Source organism: Spirillospora sp. CA-108201 (assembly GCF_050936235.1).
Classification (GTDB): Bacteria; Actinomycetota; Actinomycetes; order Streptosporangiales; family Streptosporangiaceae; genus Spirillospora.
Genome location: NZ_JBNJNE010000001.1, coordinates 7,052,493 through 7,067,219, shown reverse-complemented (window position 1 = coordinate 7,067,219; position 14,727 = coordinate 7,052,493). Strand labels below are relative to the sequence as shown.

Below are 14,727 nucleotides of genomic sequence, written 5' to 3'. Positions count from 1 at the left end.
CGGACGGCTGCCCGGCAACGTGTCGGCCCCGCTGGTGTCCTCTGCGCCGGGTTGCCCACAGGGCCCCGATGACGAGACCGAACACCAGGAAGGCGGCTCCGACCGTCCCGAACGCAACCGCCATACGGATCAGTTCGCCCGGGTCACCCGGTGACGTGTACATGCCGGGAGTCGTCGCGGCCGTCATGTCCGCTCCTGCATCGCGAACCTGCGACGGACGGCTTCGAGCGTCTCCGCGATATCCTCAACCGCCGCGATGGCCTCATGGTCGGCCGCCCACGCGAAGCACGGAACCCCTTGGTGGATGATCACCGTCACCTCGGTCGCGTGGCCTGAGGGGGCTTGGCTGATCTCGGCGGCCAGCTCGCCGTCGGGACGGACGAGACGTCCCACGAGTTCGGTACGGCTGTTCGCGACGGCGGCGAGCTTGAGGGGGAGCGGCACATTGCCAGAACCCGAAGCACTCGACCCGGACAGATCATTATGGGACTACATCGCAGTTGAGATGCGCAGACTGCGCGAGGCGCGCGGACAGTCCGGCAACAAGCTGGCCGAGCAACTCGGCTGCGATCGTTCGTACGTTTCCCGAGTCGAAAACGGACGCCTCCATCTCTCCCCGGACTACGCGAGACGGCTGGATCGTCTCTGGGGCACGACCTTTGCCCGGCTCGTCCGTTTGGCGGAGACGAGCGACGATGGCGACTGGTTCACCGGGCTCACGGACCACGAGGCCCGCGCGACACGTCACCGGATGTGGGCCGCGCTGCTGGTCCCGGGCCTGCTCCAGACTCCGGAGTACGCGCGGGCCATGCTGTCTACCGGAATGGTCTCGGGCATCGAAGAGGCCCTAGAGAAACGGCTCGCCCGACAGGCGGCCGTGTGGGAACGGTCTGAACCGGCACTGGTCAGCGTCATCCTCAGTTGGGCCGTCCTCGCTCAACCCGTAGGCGGTGCAGAGGTGATGCGCGCACAGATCGCGCACCTGGTGGAGCTGGCGAAAGCACCCCACGTCTCCATCCGCGTTCTGGAGGCGTCCGGCGGAGCCCATAACGGCCTTGACGGGTCGTTCCGTCTCCTGACCGTGGGAGACAGGGAGGTCGCGTTCACGGACGCACCGGAACGGGGACGGCTCGTAACCACCCCGACCGACGTGATGAAGTACGCAGTACGCTACGACCGACTGAGCGACATAGCGGCACCTGTCGGCACGTCGCGAACCCTCCTCGACGGAAGCCTAGAGACCTACCAATGACCGACTGGCGTAAGTCGTCCCGCAGCGGCTCAACCGCGAACTCCGACTGTGTGGAGATGGCGGCCCTTCCCGGCGCGGTCGGCATCCGTGACAGCAAGAACCCGGACGGGCCAAGGTTCGCTCTCCCCCCGCCCGCCGCGCGGGAGTTCCTGACCCGCATCAAGCGCGGTGACCTCGACATCGCCTGATCAGAACGTGGCGGCCCCGTCCCGGAACCGTCCGGGGCGGGGCCGTGCCATGTGTAGACCCGTGACGCCGTGAGGGCCGCGGCTTCCCTTGCGTGCTGACAGGGTCGGGGCCGGTCGATGGCCGTAGGCCACCCCGCAGGGGCGACCGGAGGGAGTCAGCCGGCGCCGTGTCGGCAATTCCGTCTCAAGCGTCGCCCGGCCTGGAAGCCGCTGCCCGGCACCTGTGCGGCAGCCTTCGCGCGGGGCCTGCCTCGGCTTGCGCGGTGCGGCACGGGCCCAACCCCGCACCCGGCCCCGCGCCACCCCTGACGAGACAAGTCCCCGAGTGTCGCCTGTGCCACGCGTTGAAGCTGTACGGAACCGGCCAGCGGCACCCGGCCCTCAGGTCGACCGGCATCACGATTTGACCCTTTTCCCCGTCGACGCGATGATCAAGCTACAACTAAAGATTCCATCGCTCTCAGCCATCACTCGGTGATGGCCGCCCGGTGTCTGAGGTTTGCATTAGTGCTCTGAAGGCACGGGGTGAGAGCGAATCAGGTCGATCTACATCGACGCTGATTGGCGCCCTGTGCCTTCAGACTCATCCGAGAAGGAGAGAGTCAATGCGTGTTAGCAGGGGTACATACAAGGACCAAGGCGACGCGTCGGAGCAGACCGGCTCGCAGCCGGACCCCACGCCCATCCGGACCGAGGCCGACACGGTCGAGGACCTGGAGGGCTCGGACGACGACTGAACTCGATCTGTGGACGGGGCGGCTGAGTGGCCTACCACGGCCCCTCAGCTGAGACCTCGACCGTGATCCACATTTGCGGTCCCACCTCCGGCAGGAGGTGGGACCGCTCTTTCATCTCTCACAGACAGGACAGGCCGCATGCCCTGTTGCAGAAGCTGACGAGCCGCCAGCGGCCGCGTAGCGGGCGCCTACACGTCGGCGGTGTCGAAGAACGTCACGCCGCCGTCCACGGCCCGCCGGACGATCGGCTCCGCCGCGCCCTCGTCCAGGGCCCACGGCCGCACCGCCGGGTCGCCGAAACTCATCATGCCGAGGCAGATCCGCGAGACCCTCATACCGGTCGTTCCGAGCCGTACCTGTTCCATGACCTCTCTCCTCTCAACGTTCTCCACGGTTCCCAGCTTCTCCACGGTGCACCGCCACCCCGGCGATCACCAACCCCACGCCGGCGACCTCCGCCGGCGCCGGCACCTGCCGCAGCACCACGAGCCCGGTCACGGTCGCCGTCGCCGGAAGCAGCGACACCATCAGCGCGTAGGTGGCGCGGCCGAGACGCGCCATCGCGAACTGGTCGCACACGTACGGGATGACGGACGAGGAGATCCCGACGCCGATCCCCGCGGCGAGCGCGACCGGATCGGCCAGCGCCGGCACGGCCTGCACGCCGCCGAGGGGAATGACGGCCACGCTCGCGGCGACCATCGCCATGGCCAACCCGTCGATGCCCCCGGCGTCGGAGCGCGCGGCCTTGTGGGCGACGACGATGTACACCGCGAACAGCGCGGCGTTGGCGAACGCGAAGACGAACCCGAGCGGCTCTCCTTCGATCCGCACCTCCGTCAGGACGTACACGCCCCCGACGGCCGCACCGAGCGCGACGATGTTGCGTCCTGTCCTCACCCCTAGGGCGGCCAAGAGGATGACGGGCAGGAACTCGATCGCCGCCACCGTCGCCAGGGGCAATCGTGCGATCGCCATATAGAAGGACGCGTTCATCACCGCGAGCGCAGCGCCCCACACCAGGACCGTCCGCCTGCTCCTGCCCTTGGGCGTCCGCCATAGCCTGCGCCAGAGCACGAAGACGACGGCGGCGCTCCAGATTCGTATCCCGGCCACGCCCAAGGGCCCGACACGGGGGAACAGCAGCACGGCGAACGAGGGCCCCAGGTAGTGGAACGGAAACGACATGGTCGTATCGTCGGCCTGTCCGTAAGTTGGGGGAATGGCGAACCGAAGGGGCCGACCGGGTCGCGCCTACGAACCCAAGCCGCTCGATCCGACCGACCTGCGGATCCTCACCGAACTGCAGCGGGACGGCCGGGCGTCCATCGCCGAGCTGGGCCGCCGCGTCGGGCTGTCCGCACCGGCCGTCGCCGAGCGCGTCCAGCGCCTGGAGGACACCGGCGCCATCACCGGCTACCACGCCACCGTCGATCCGGTCACGCTCGGCTTCCCGATCGCCGTCCTGGTCCGGGTGAGCCCGAGCCCGCGCGAGCTGAGCCGCATCCCCAAGATCGCCGACGAGGTCCCGCAGATCGTCGAGTGCCACCGCATCACGGGCGACGACTGCTTCTACTTCATCGCGCACCTGCGCGCCGTCGAGGAGCTCGAACCGATCCTCGACCGCTTCACCCCGTACGCGAAGACGACGACGTCCATCATCCAGTCGTCCCCGGTCCCCCGCCGTCCGCTGCCCCTGTCCTGACGCCCACCCGCGGCCATCGGACCGGGTTGTCGCCGGAAACGCGCTGCGGGCGCGGCTCGGCGGCGCGAACTCGCCAGAGCCGGACTCACGACAGAGTGGCCCCTCGCGCACCCGAGGGGCCACCGGGTAGGGGCCGTCACCGGACCGGTGACGGCCTGCTGAGGTTCACGACGCGAACGTCACGCCCTCGGCCAGTCGTCCGTGTGCGTTACGGTCACGTCCTTCGCCTTGTACTTCTTGTCGCCCTTCGCGTCCGTCTCGACCACCACCGCGTAGTCCGCTCGGGGCGAACTGACGCCGGTGGTCGTACCGAAGAATTCGGCTGTGAGGCGCTTGATCTCCGCCTCGATCTCGGTGAGGCTGCCACCGAAGACAGGCGGAAGGTCGACGCTGCGCGTCACCCTTTCCGGCCTGTCGCTCCAGTAGAGCTGAACGCGCACGCCCTCGACCACGTACCGCTTCGAGTCGCTGAACCGGTCGTCCGTCAGCTTCGCGTGGTACCGGTCGGGGAACGCCAGGTCGACGGTCCCGAAGAACTCGCGCGCCCGGCGCTCGATCCCCGATTCGATCTCGTCGACGTCGTTGCCGGTGACAGGGGGGATTTCCAGAACGGGCTTCGGATAGCCCATGAGAACTCCTCTATGGAAAGGGCGACGCAGCCGTCGAGACGGCGTCGCCCGATTTGGTTTGCCTCTTGCGTCTGGGACAGTCCTCGCGTACTCCGTCCCGGCAAGTCAGGGCGCTCGTCTCAGCGCTCTCCGCGATGCCGCCGGTCGAGCCGAGCCATGACGAACCGGTCGCGCGCCGCTTCTCCCTCGTCCTCGCCCCCGTCCGTGTCCGAACGGCGGTCCTTTCCTGACGCCCTATTGCGGCCATCGGTGCGGGGGCGGGAGGCATTCTCGATCGCGCGCGGCGGGCGTAACGTCGTCAGCGGGGGGCGAAAGGAGTGTCGCCGTGGCCAGATTCGCTCCCCTGGACGGTGACGATCCGCGGGCCGTCGCCGGATACGCCTTGCGGGCGCGGCTCGGCGGCGGCGGCATGGGGCAGGTCTACCTCTCCTACACGCCCGGCCGGCGTGCGGTCGCCGTGAAGGTCGTCCGGCGCGAGCTCGCCGACGACCCCGAGTTCCGCCGCAGGTTCCGCCGCGAGGTCGAGGTCGCCCAGCGGGTGCAGGGCCTCTACACCGCCCCCGTCCTGGACACCGACCCGGACGCGCCGCGGCCGTGGCTCGCCACCGCCTACGTCGCCGGCCCGACGTTGCAGGAGGCGGTGGCCGAGCACGGTCCGCTGCCGCCGCCGGTCGTCGCCCGGCTCCTCGCCGGCTGCGCGGAGGCGCTGGCGAGCGTGCACGCGGCCGGACTGGTGCACCGCGACTTCAAGCCGGGCAACGTGCTGCTCGCCGACGACGGCCCGAAGGTCATCGACTTCGGCATCGCGCGGGCCGCGGACGCGAGCACCCTGACCCGGTCGGGCGTGCTGGTCGGCACCCCGGCGTTCATGGCCCCGGAGCAGATCACGGGCGGCGAGATCACCGCGGCCGCCGACGTGTTCGCCCTGGGCCTGACCGCCTTCTACGCCGCCACCGGGACGAGCGCCTTCGGCGAGGGCGACCCGAGGGCCGTGATGTACCGGATCACCAGCCAGCCGCCGGACCTGGAACGCTGCCCTCCCGAACTGCGCGACATCCTCGGCCGGTGCCTGGAGCGGGACGCCGGCTCCCGTCCCGGGACGGCGCAGATCATCGAGGCGGCCGGCGCCCTCGTCCCGGACGAGCCGGAGACCTCCGAGTCCGTCGAGGCCGCGGACGAGCCGGACCCGTCTGGGGACGGGCACTGGCTGCCGTCCGGGATCGCCACCACGATGCCGCGCTACCGTCCGCCCGCCCGGCTCCAGCACGCCCCGCAGCCCGTCCCGCCCGGCGCGGGGAGGCCGCACTCCTACGCCAGGCCCCCGACCTGGCCCATGCCGCCCGCACGCACACTGCCCTTCGGAAGCACAGGGCCCTACGGAAGCACGGGGCCCTACGGACCTTTACCGCCGAGCAGGCCGTTACCGTCGAGCGGCCCGTCCCTGGCCCCTCTGCTGATCCCCGCGGCCATCGCGGTGACAGTGCTGGTGATCGTGGTCGCCGCCATCGCCTTCGCCTCCTCGCGCGGCCGCGCGAGGACTCCGAGTGCCTCACCGACCAAGTTCGGTGGCGGAATCGTCGCCGAGTACACGTCCATCTCCTTCACCCTCCTGGGCGGCGACGCGGAGGATGGCGATGATTCGGGCGTCACGTTCACGGCGCATGGTCCAGAAGTCATCACCGACCAGGACAACACTTGGGAGGCGGACCTGCTGTACCGGCCCGCCCCCTCCGGCGGCGCTCTTGTCCTCTACGACAGCGTTCAAGCGGCCTCCGTCAAAGGCACACCGGACGGCGCCACCTGCTACACCGCGATCAAAAGGCATCCGATCAAACCGACGATCCGTTACGCGGACATCCGCGTGGGGTCGGCGTTCTGCCTGCTCAACTCGGAGACCGACCAACTCGCCCACATCCGGCTGACGTCCAAGCCGTCTTCGAACGCGCTGTGCTGGTCCGCGACCGGACGGCAGGCGGCCGACGAGTAGGCGCAACCGGGGGGCGGGGTTCGGGATAGAGGGGATGTCAGCACTCCCCCGGACACGGAGACCGCACTCCATGAAGAGACGCCCATGGCCATGGTGAGCCATGCCAGGGACGAGCTGGACGATTCGCGGATCGTCGCCGCCTCCCTGGACGACCCCGAAGCCTTCGGCGAGCTGTTCCGCCGCCACTCGCCGCGGCTGCACGCCTACGTCAGGCGGCGTCTCGGCGGATCGCTCGCCGACGACGTGGTGGCGGAGGCGTTCGCGACCGCGTTCCGGCGGCGCGACAGGTTCGACGGGCGCGCCGAGTTCGGCGCCTGGTTGTGGGGCATCGCGAGCAACCTGATCGCCAAGCACCACCGCCAGGAGACGCGCATGTACCGCGCGTTCGCCCGCACCGGCGCCGACCCCGCCGAGGACGGCGTCGCCGACAGGGCGAGCGAGCGCGCCTCCGCGGCGGCGTGCGGCCCCGGCCTGGCGCGGGCGCTGGCCTCGCTCGGCGCGCAGGACCGCAACGCCGTCCTGCTGCTGGCGTGGGGCGAGATGTCCTACGCCGAGATCGCGATGACGCTCGGCCTGCCGGTCGGCACCGTCAAGGCCAAGATCCACCGAAGCCGGGCCAAGCTGCGCAAGGCCCTCTCCGAGGAGTGACCATGGATGAGATCGACGCCCTGCGGCAGATGCGGACGGGGCTCGCCGTGGAGGAGCCCCCGGAGCGGCTCGCCCAGCGCATCGACTGGCGGGACGGCGGCGGAGCGCGCCCCCGCCCCCGGCGCCGGCTGCGGATCCGGCTGGTGAGCGTGGCGGCGACGGCCGCCGTGGCCGCCGGGGCGGTCGCCGCCGTCGTGTCCACCGGGGACGGCGACGGCGACCCGGCCCACGACCCGCGTGTGGAGAACCCCGTCCCCCTGAAGGGCAACGCGCTGCTGGTCGCCGCCACCAACGCGCTGAAGGCGCCCACCGGCACGTACTGGCACACCAGAACCGTCATGGGAGAGATCTACGCGGTCGGTAAGAGCGCCGCGAACCACTACAAGGTGGACTCAAGGCAGGGGAACGAGGCCTGGTTCGGCCCGGACGGCAAGGGCCGCAACACCCACGTCGAGTTCGCCGACGTCCCGGTCACCGCCGCGGACAAGCGGAAGTGGGAGGCGGCGGGATCGCCCAAGATGGTTCCCGTCCCGGACCCGGAAGGCACCGGGCAGACCGTCTTCCTGGACATGGCGTCCGGGGAGGGGGCGCCGCACTGGATGCCGGACGAAGGCGACTTCGACGGCATGACCATGAAGCAGCTCAACGAGCTGCCCGCGGAGCCCGAGGCGCTGAAGGAGAAGCTGCTCGGGCTCAGGGGGCACTGGCACGCCGTCTCCACGGACGGCGAGAGGGCGGAGCCGATCCGCGCCTTGCGGGGGCAGGAGCGTGTGCGGGCTTTGAGCGACGTCGCCGGGGACCTGCTGTCCACCGCACCGGCATCGCCCAAGGTGCGCGCGGCGGTCTTCCGGATGCTCGCCGACCTGCCCGGCGTCCGGCCAGAGGGCCGGACGACCGACCCGCTCGGGCGCACCGGAACGGTGGTCTCGCTGCCCCTGACGACCACCGCGCCCCTCGGCCTGTTCACCGCCCCCAAGCAGCTCGGCACGTACCGGCGACAGTTCATCGTCGACCCCGCCACGGGTTCCCTGCTCGCCGTCCGCGACCTCGTGGCGAGGCCGCCGCACGGCAGCAGGCCGCTTCCCCCGGGCGACAACGGCCGGCCACGCGCGCTGAGGGCGAAGGACATGCCCGACCGCTTCCACAAGCCCGGTGAGGTCGCCGCCTACCGGGCCTTCGCGACCACCGAATGGACCAACGCGCAACCCCCGCGCTGACCCCCGGCAAGGCCAAGGGGCCCGCTCCCCCCAGGGCGGGCCCCTTTTCCATGCAGCCTTTTACGCGAAAGCGGAGCACTCCACTGTGGCGCGGCGTTCGGTCATGCCCTGCTGGACGGCCGAGGTGACGCACGCGCGCTGCTTGTCGTTCAGCTTCGGCCGGCCGCACTCCTCGACGCTGGAGTAGGTGCGGCAGTCCTGGCGCGTGTTCTGGTTCCCGGAGTCGGCGGCCTGGGCGGCGGCCGCGCCGCCCACCCCGCCGATCCCGACCACGGCGGCGATCAGTGCCCCGGTCATGACCCTCTTCATCTGCTCTCTCCCCCGTCGCGTGCATCGAGCAACGACGGCCTTCATCCCCGCCGCCAAAAACCCCAAAACCCGTCAAAGGGTCAAAAAACCGACGCCCACCTTCCGGCCACCCTCCGGGCAACCGCGCAGGTCATCGGGCGAACTCGGCGCGGACGCCCAGCAACCGCACCGGTCGCCGTCCGGCGAACAGGTCGAGCGCGGCGAGGGCGGCGTCCTCGATCCCGGCCGGTCCGGTCGACGGCGCCTCCAGCGTCCGGCCGTGGGTGCGGGTGGTGAACGGCACGTACCTGACCTTGACGACGACGCGGGCGACGTCCCTGCCGTCCGCGGCCACGTCCGCGGCGACTCTCCGCGCCAGCCGGACGACCTCGCCGCGCACGTCCTCCCAGTCGTCCAGATCGCGCTGGAAGGTGGTCTCCCTGCCGCACGAGCGCGGGACGTACGGCGCGTCGCTCACCGGGGAACCGTCCCGCCCCTGGGCGAGCCGCACCAGCCACGGCCCGGTCATGGGACCGACCTCCCGCGCCAGGGCGCCCGGATCCGCGGCCGCGAGGTCGCCCACGGTGGCGATGCCGAGCCCCCTCAACCGCTTGGCCGTCTTGGCCCCGATGCCCCACAGCGCGTCGGTCGGCCGGTCGCCGAGCACCTCGAACCAGGTCTCCCCGGTGAGACGGAAGACCCCGGCGGGTTTGCCGAACCCGGTCGCCAGCTTCGCCTGGAGCTTGTTCTCCCCGATGCCCACGGTGCATTCGAGCCCCGTCGCCGCCCGCACCCGGTCGCGGATCTCCCGGGCCATCGCCTCCGGATCACCGCCGTCGACGGCCAGGAACGCCTCGTCCCACCCGAGCACCTCCACCACGACGCCGAGACTGCGCAGCGCGGCCATGACCTGCTCCGAGACGGACTCGTACAGCTCCCTGTCGACCGGGAGGAACACGGCCTCCGGACATCGACGCACCGCCGTGCGCAGCGGCAGCCCGGAATGAACGCCGTACTCGCGCGCCTCGTAGGAGGCCGTGCTCACCACGCCGCGCTTGCTCGGATCGCCGTCCCCGCCGACGACGACCGGCCGCCCGCGAAGCTCCGGATGCCGGAGCACCTCGACGGCGGCGATGAACTGGTCCAAGTCCACATGCAGGACCCACCGACCCACACCCCCATTGTCCCGCACCGGACCGGAGGCACTCCTTCGGCCGGGCTGATCAGGAATCGAGAAGCACAGGTCACGGCCCTGCGGCCGGCGTGGCCGAAGGCTCAGCACCCGCCGCCGACGTCCACGGGGAAGAGCCATTCCAGTGCGGCGAGAGACTTGTCGAGGTACTTGCGGTGCCCGGTTCCGAGCCCGTAGGCCATGTCCTCCAGCACACTGCACCTGGCGTAGAAGCCCGCGCGCACTCTGACATCTTCGACGTCGGCCTGGTATGCGCTCAGGGCGAGGTCGAGGGCGTCGGGGCCGAGGTCGCGGAAGAGCAGGCCGAAGTCCCGGGCCGGATCGGTGATCGCGGCGTCGCTCCAGTCGATGACCCCGGTCACGGTCCAGGCGTCCGGGTCGACGAGGACGTGTTCGATCCCCAGATCGTTGTGGGAGAACACCAGGTCACGCGGGTCGGCCGGCGGCGCGGCGCCGAGGAACGCCTCCACGGCGGGACGGTGCGGCGGCGGCACCGCTTCGGAGATCGTGCCGTAGATCTGCGCGGACTCCTCCGCCCACACGCTCATCGGCTCGTCATCGGTCCCCACCAGGCCCGCCATCTCGCCGCTGGGAACGGCATGCAGCGCGCCGAGGAACTCCCCGAGCGCGACGGCGACGGAACCGACCTGGGCCGACCGCCGCGTCGGATCAGCATCGATCAGCGGGAGACCGGGGAGTCTGAAGTAGGCCAGGCAGCCCCGCTCCGCCACCGTGAAGCTCGGTTCGGGCACGGCCACCGGTGACACGCCGGCGACGGCGGCGAGCAGGCGGGCTTCACCGCGAACCCGCGCCGCCCGGCTTTCGGGGTCGGGCTCCTTGCCGAAACGGACGATCAGCTCGCCGTTGACCGAGAAGGCGATGTTGTCCTCGCCCTCCCCCAGAAGCACCACGGAGTCGACGCCGTAGCCGGGCAGCTGCGCCGCCACCACGTCCCGGACCTCCACGCCACGCCCCTGTCTTCCGGCCCCCGTTCCGACCTCGTCCTTCGCCACCCGTCGACGCTATCGCTCGGGCCGGCCGCCCCGATGGTCGGTGCGGCGCGGAGGAATCTGCCGGAGATGGTCAGCCGACACCGCAGGGTGCGCTGTTGACGGTGGAGATGTCGCCGCCGGGGAAGGCGAAGTGGTCGTGGGTCACGACGGCGGCCAGGACGAGGGCGAAGGCGGCGATCAGTGCCGTCGGGTAGCAGAGGAGGCGGGCCCAGAGGGGGGAGCGGGCGCCGGCCGCGAGGACGGCGACGGCGAGGACGAGGGCCAGTACGGCGGCGGCGAGAACGCCTACGGGGAGCCAGGCCCCGTACCCGTGGCTCCAGTGCGCGGCGGCCCGGTCATGGACGCAGGCGAACTCCCGTGCCCGGTCGGCGCGTGCCTGGAGAGCGGACATGCCCCAGAACCCGAGAACGCAGAGTCCGACGAGGCCGGATGCCAGCGCGCCCAAGCAGCGCCACAGGAGCCCTTCGGTCATCCGGGGATGTTAGGACATGACCGGACGGGCGCCGCCTCGGCGAACGCTCTGGAACTCCCCAACCGGGGCGGACTCAAGCTTCACGCGCAAAAGCCGCGCAGTCGGGGCAGTCGTCGAGATACCGGTGCCTGCACTCGACGGTGTGCCGCAGGAAGGTGATCGCCTGCTGCCTGTGGACGATCTCGCCTTCGAGTGCGCCGATCTTCGCCCTCACGACCGCCTGTGCCGCCGACTTGGTCGGTGCCATGGCCGCCACGACCTCGGGCAGCGAGAGCCCGACCCGCCGCAGTTTCAGCACGGTGCGCGCTTGCTCCAGAGCGCCATCGTCGTAGACGCGGTAACCGTTGCCATCGCGCCGCACCGTGAGCGTCCCGGCGTCTTCCCAGTGCCGAAGGACGTGGGCCTCGATCCCGAGTTCCGCGGCCGCTTCTCCGATCGTCTTCACCACGCGCGCCTTGCCTTCATGCCGACCTGAACCCCTAACGTCCCGATCATGCCTGACAACACTCGTTCCGCGGGGCCTCGCCCCCGTCCATCGATCCTGGTCACCGGCGCGACCGGCAACCTCGGGCGAGAAGTCGTCACCCGTCTCCAAGCGGATGGGGCATGCGTGCGAAGCCTCGCGCGCCGCCAGACCGCTCCACGCGCCGGAGTCGAGTCGGCGGTCGGCGACCTCACAGATCCTGCTTCCGTCCGTGAGGCGCTCGCGGGCATCGACGCCGTTCTGCTCCTGTGGCCGCTGCTCGATTCCGCCGCCGCCCACGACCTGATCGCGGAGCTCGACGCGGCGGCACCCCGTGTCGTCTACCTGTCCACGACCGCCATAGACGACGAAGCCGCTCGCCAGTCCGATCCCATCGCCCAAGTGCACGCGGACATGGAAGCCCTGCTCCACGGAGCCGGCCTGCACCCCCTGGTGCTGCGCAGTGACACGTTGGCCTCCAACACGCGGGGCTGGGCACCGCAACTGCGGACGGGTGACGTGGTGTCAGGCCTGGACATAGCGCGCACGGCCGTCGTGGACGAGCGCGACGTCGCCGACGCGGCCGCAGCCGTACTGCTCGCGCATCACGAACCAGACCGGCGGCTGCACGTGCTGACCGGACCCGAGGTCCTCAGCCGCGCCGACCAGGTCGCCCGTCTCGGTGCCGCTCTCCGGCGCCGCCTGCGCTTCCAGCCGGTTCCCGCCGGCCTCGCACGATCACAGATGCTCGCGGACGGCCGCCCCGAGCCACTGGTGGAAGCGCTGATCGCCGCCTCGGCGCGGCGCCCCGGCTCGGACCGCACCACCGACCACGTCGAGCGCCTCACCGGCCGCCCGCCCGCCACCTTCGCAAAATGGGCCGCAGACCACGCAGCCGAGTTCAACTGAAGACCTCGGAAGGCACCCATCCGCCGACCAGGGCACGCACCGCACGCCGATACACGGAAGGCGAACGAACCGCGTCCGCACCGTTCGAGCAATGTCAGACCTTCTGACAAGTCACCGCTTCAACTCGGACAACAGCGCCGCAAATTCCCGTCGGGCGATCAACAACCTCGGCCCGTTCGGGTCTTTGCTATCCCGAACGGCCACCGCTTCGGGAACATTCGCCAACTCCACACACTCACCACCGTTCGCAGTGGTAAAGCTGGACTTGCGCCAGACGATCCCAGTCAGGTCCATTTCTCCCGTACCACCTTACGAATCATCTCAAGGGACTGGTTCACAGGCAGGGCTAGCGACCGAACGACCATCAGCGTCCTATTGAGGGTCGCGATGTCATCCAGGTCGCTCGTGGTGAGCCCACGCGCCGCCATATCGGCGTAGGCGATCTCGGTTCGGTCGGGCAGGGTGGCGATGGTGAACGCACCGCTGTTGCCCACGTGCTCTCCCCGGCTGGGGACGATTTGCAGGGCCACGGTGCCACACTCCGCCACGTGAAGCAGATACTCCAGTTGCTCTTTCATCACCTCAGGGCTGCCAGTGAGCCGGTGGAGAGAAATTTCGTCCTGAAGAAGGGAGAAGTCGGGCGCTGGCGGGTCTTCCCTTGTCAGAATGCTCTGTCGATTAACCCGGGCCTCTACGGCCTCCTTGTCTCCCTTGAGTATCGCGGAAGCGTAGGCCGGGATCTGAAGCAGACCATGCACCAGAAGGGGCTGATATGACTCCAGCATGCTCGCTTCAGGCTCGACGGTGTGCCAGTCGAACCAGGTGGGGAATGTGGCGTCCTTGACCAGGTCGTCATAGAGATAGAGCAGTTCGCCGTTCGCATCGAGCGCGTGGTCCATCGTCTCCGCGAACTCACGGGTACAGCGGGTGCGGCCGTTCTCCACTGCCCCGATGTACTGCGGTTTGACGCCCTGGCCGCCGTTGGCTCGACGGGCCACGGCTTCCTGCGTCCAGCCCTTGGCCTCCCGGAGCCGCCGGAACCGACGGCCGAACGCGAGCAGCGTCGGCGAGATCGTCCCGCGCTTCCGCTGTGGAGCCATATCTTTATCCTCCCTCGCAAGGGGCGCCCAACCAACACCCAAGTGGTGAGGACGCACGGAGCCTGACTTGCCGCCCATACCCTGGGCTTTATAACGCAGAGTACTTACTTCATGACTGAATGTCGTCAAGTATTCACGACTCAGTCAAGAGGTGGTGCCAGATGGCTCCGACGGCTGTGGCTCCTGAGGTGCCGACGCTCGTCCTCGAACCGTCCGACCGGGCGCCGGGGCTCGCGCGGCGGTTCGTCGGCGCGTGGTTCCGGGCGTGGGAGATCGCGGACGACGCGGACGCGCGGGTCGTCGTGTCCGAGCTCGTCACGAATGCGCTGCTGCACGGGGAGGGGCCGATCGTCGTCCGGCTGTTCCGCGACGAGCGTGACGGGCGGCCCGTGATCGAGGCGTGGGACGGCGGGCCGGGGCGGCCGTCCGTCCAGCCGGAAGACCACGCGGCCACGGGCGGGCGGGGGCTGCACCTGGTGTCGCAACTGACCGCCGAGTGGGGGACGCGCCCGCTACTGGAAGGAGGAAAGGTCACGTGGGCGAAGTGCTGAGCGCATGGGTGGAACGCTCCGCCCTGTACTTGCGAGCGCGGCTGGGGCGGAGGACCGCGTACGGGTACCTGGAGGTACTCGCGCTGACGCTCCGGCCGCAGGGCTGGCGGTTCGTGAAGCTCTACCGGCCCGCGCCCGTCCCGCTCCTCCGGGTCTACGCGAACGGGACCGAGGAGATCGCGATCGAGGTGAGCGCGCTGCCGGTGCCGGGCGGCGCGTGGGCCTACCACGACGCCCGGCTCGGTCGACGCGGCTACCTGCACCCGTGCGACGACGCCGACACCGCGGCCAAGGTCGTCGACGATCTCCTCAAACACCGCATGTTCCCGTCCACCTGGTGAGCCGCCACGTCGGGAGGTCTCGTGGGGGCTGCTTG

The 14,727-nt window shown here is 70.2% G+C and carries 21 protein-coding genes; 10 read left to right on the top strand and 11 right to left on the bottom strand.

What is annotated here, in order from left to right:
- Nucleotides 1-183 precede the first annotated feature (183 nt).
- Entirely contained in the window at nucleotides 184-444 is a 261-nt protein-coding gene (locus tag ACQEU6_RS33990) for a hypothetical protein (RefSeq protein WP_499337423.1), read from the bottom strand.
- Nucleotide 445: 1 nt separating this feature from the next.
- Here ACQEU6_RS33990 and ACQEU6_RS33985 point away from each other — a divergent pair, with 1 nt between their 5' ends.
- The 3 genes from ACQEU6_RS33985 (at nucleotide 446) to ACQEU6_RS33975 (ending at nucleotide 2,177) form a co-directional block, all read left to right on the top strand.
- Nucleotides 446-1,252, top strand: coding sequence for a helix-turn-helix domain-containing protein (locus ACQEU6_RS33985; RefSeq protein ID WP_499337421.1), 807 nt, complete (start codon nucleotides 446-448; stop codon nucleotides 1,250-1,252).
- Nucleotides 1,249-1,440 (top strand): DUF397 domain-containing protein, encoded by a 192-nt coding sequence (locus tag ACQEU6_RS33980; protein WP_499337420.1) that lies wholly within the window; start codon nucleotides 1,249-1,251, stop codon nucleotides 1,438-1,440. The genes ACQEU6_RS33985 and ACQEU6_RS33980 overlap by 4 nt, the downstream gene beginning before the upstream one ends.
- A 605-nt stretch (nucleotides 1,441-2,045) precedes the next feature.
- Nucleotides 2,046-2,177, top strand: a complete 132-nt coding sequence (locus tag ACQEU6_RS33975) for a hypothetical protein (RefSeq protein WP_499337418.1) — start codon at nucleotides 2,046-2,048, stop codon at nucleotides 2,175-2,177.
- Between the two features lie 188 nt (nucleotides 2,178-2,365).
- Here ACQEU6_RS33975 and ACQEU6_RS33970 read toward each other — a convergent pair whose 3' ends face one another.
- Nucleotides 2,366-2,542 carry an aldo/keto reductase gene (locus ACQEU6_RS33970; protein WP_499337417.1) on the bottom strand — a complete coding sequence of 59 codons (177 nt, stop codon included), beginning with the start codon at nucleotides 2,540-2,542 and terminating at the stop codon, nucleotides 2,366-2,368.
- A gap of 13 nt (nucleotides 2,543-2,555) precedes the next feature.
- A complete protein-coding gene (locus tag ACQEU6_RS33965) occupies nucleotides 2,556-3,365 on the bottom strand; it encodes an EamA family transporter (protein WP_499337415.1) in 810 nt (269 codons plus the stop codon).
- 34 nt (nucleotides 3,366-3,399) lie between these two features.
- On the opposite strand from ACQEU6_RS33965, the gene ACQEU6_RS33960 reads away from it, so the two are divergent.
- Complete coding sequence (locus ACQEU6_RS33960) at nucleotides 3,400-3,882, top strand: Lrp/AsnC family transcriptional regulator (RefSeq protein ID WP_499337413.1); 483 nt, start codon at nucleotides 3,400-3,402, stop codon at nucleotides 3,880-3,882.
- A 179-nt stretch (nucleotides 3,883-4,061) separates the two neighbouring features.
- Here ACQEU6_RS33960 and ACQEU6_RS33955 read toward each other — a convergent pair whose 3' ends face one another.
- Entirely contained in the window at nucleotides 4,062-4,511 is a 450-nt protein-coding gene (locus ACQEU6_RS33955) for a hypothetical protein (RefSeq protein ID WP_499337411.1), read from the bottom strand.
- 325 nt (nucleotides 4,512-4,836) lie between these two features.
- Between ACQEU6_RS33955 and ACQEU6_RS33950 the strand changes: the two genes are divergently transcribed.
- The 3 genes from ACQEU6_RS33950 to ACQEU6_RS33940 all read left to right on the top strand — a co-directional run bounded on the left by ACQEU6_RS33950 (nucleotide 4,837) and on the right by ACQEU6_RS33940 (nucleotide 8,363).
- The gene (locus ACQEU6_RS33950) at nucleotides 4,837-6,498 is read left to right on the top strand and encodes a serine/threonine-protein kinase (RefSeq protein WP_499337409.1); all 1,662 of its coding nucleotides are present in this window, start codon (nucleotides 4,837-4,839) and stop codon (nucleotides 6,496-6,498) included.
- An 84-nt stretch (nucleotides 6,499-6,582) separates the two neighbouring features.
- Complete coding sequence (locus ACQEU6_RS33945; protein ID WP_499337408.1) at nucleotides 6,583-7,146, top strand: RNA polymerase sigma factor; 564 nt, start codon at nucleotides 6,583-6,585, stop codon at nucleotides 7,144-7,146.
- A gap of 2 nt (nucleotides 7,147-7,148) precedes the next feature.
- Nucleotides 7,149-8,363: a CU044_5270 family protein gene (locus ACQEU6_RS33940; RefSeq protein WP_499337407.1), complete on the top strand. Its 1,215-nt coding sequence runs from the start codon at nucleotides 7,149-7,151 to the stop codon at nucleotides 8,361-8,363.
- 60 nt (nucleotides 8,364-8,423) lie between these two features.
- Here the strand turns inward: ACQEU6_RS33940 and ACQEU6_RS33935 are convergent, their stop codons facing one another.
- From ACQEU6_RS33935 to ACQEU6_RS33915, 5 genes are all read right to left on the bottom strand, one after another.
- Nucleotides 8,424-8,672 (bottom strand): hypothetical protein, encoded by a 249-nt coding sequence (locus ACQEU6_RS33935; protein WP_499337406.1) that lies wholly within the window; start codon nucleotides 8,670-8,672, stop codon nucleotides 8,424-8,426.
- Between the two features lie 130 nt (nucleotides 8,673-8,802).
- Entirely contained in the window at nucleotides 8,803-9,825 is a 1,023-nt protein-coding gene (locus tag ACQEU6_RS33930) for a DNA polymerase IV (protein WP_499337404.1), read from the bottom strand.
- A gap of 101 nt (nucleotides 9,826-9,926) precedes the next feature.
- A complete protein-coding gene (locus tag ACQEU6_RS33925) occupies nucleotides 9,927-10,856 on the bottom strand; it encodes a phosphotransferase family protein (protein ID WP_499337403.1) in 930 nt (309 codons plus the stop codon).
- A 70-nt stretch (nucleotides 10,857-10,926) separates the two neighbouring features.
- Nucleotides 10,927-11,328 carry a hypothetical protein gene (locus tag ACQEU6_RS33920; protein ID WP_499337401.1) on the bottom strand — a complete coding sequence of 134 codons (402 nt, stop codon included), beginning with the start codon at nucleotides 11,326-11,328 and terminating at the stop codon, nucleotides 10,927-10,929.
- 73 nt (nucleotides 11,329-11,401) lie between these two features.
- Nucleotides 11,402-11,773, bottom strand: coding sequence for a MerR family transcriptional regulator (locus ACQEU6_RS33915; protein WP_499337399.1), 372 nt, complete (start codon nucleotides 11,771-11,773; stop codon nucleotides 11,402-11,404).
- A 48-nt stretch (nucleotides 11,774-11,821) separates the two neighbouring features.
- Here ACQEU6_RS33915 and ACQEU6_RS33910 point away from each other — a divergent pair, with 48 nt between their 5' ends.
- On the top strand, nucleotides 11,822-12,700 hold the full coding sequence (locus tag ACQEU6_RS33910) for an NAD(P)H-binding protein (protein ID WP_499337397.1): 879 nt from the start codon (nucleotides 11,822-11,824) through the stop codon (nucleotides 12,698-12,700).
- A gap of 111 nt (nucleotides 12,701-12,811) precedes the next feature.
- On the opposite strand, the gene ACQEU6_RS33905 is transcribed toward ACQEU6_RS33910, so the two are convergent.
- Complete coding sequence (locus tag ACQEU6_RS33905) at nucleotides 12,812-12,994, bottom strand: DUF397 domain-containing protein (protein WP_499337395.1); 183 nt, start codon at nucleotides 12,992-12,994, stop codon at nucleotides 12,812-12,814.
- Nucleotides 12,985-13,800, bottom strand: a complete 816-nt coding sequence (locus ACQEU6_RS33900; protein ID WP_499337393.1) for a helix-turn-helix domain-containing protein — start codon at nucleotides 13,798-13,800, stop codon at nucleotides 12,985-12,987. Before ACQEU6_RS33900 ends, ACQEU6_RS33905 begins: the two co-directional genes overlap by 10 nt.
- A 161-nt stretch (nucleotides 13,801-13,961) precedes the next feature.
- On the opposite strand from ACQEU6_RS33900, the gene ACQEU6_RS33895 reads away from it, so the two are divergent.
- Both ACQEU6_RS33895 and ACQEU6_RS33890 read left to right on the top strand, forming a co-directional pair.
- Nucleotides 13,962-14,351 (top strand): ATP-binding protein, encoded by a 390-nt coding sequence (locus ACQEU6_RS33895; protein WP_499337391.1) that lies wholly within the window; start codon nucleotides 13,962-13,964, stop codon nucleotides 14,349-14,351.
- A complete protein-coding gene (locus ACQEU6_RS33890; protein ID WP_499337389.1) occupies nucleotides 14,336-14,692 on the top strand; it encodes a hypothetical protein in 357 nt (118 codons plus the stop codon). The genes ACQEU6_RS33895 and ACQEU6_RS33890 overlap by 16 nt, the downstream gene beginning before the upstream one ends.
- Nucleotides 14,693-14,727: the final 35 nt, after the last annotated feature.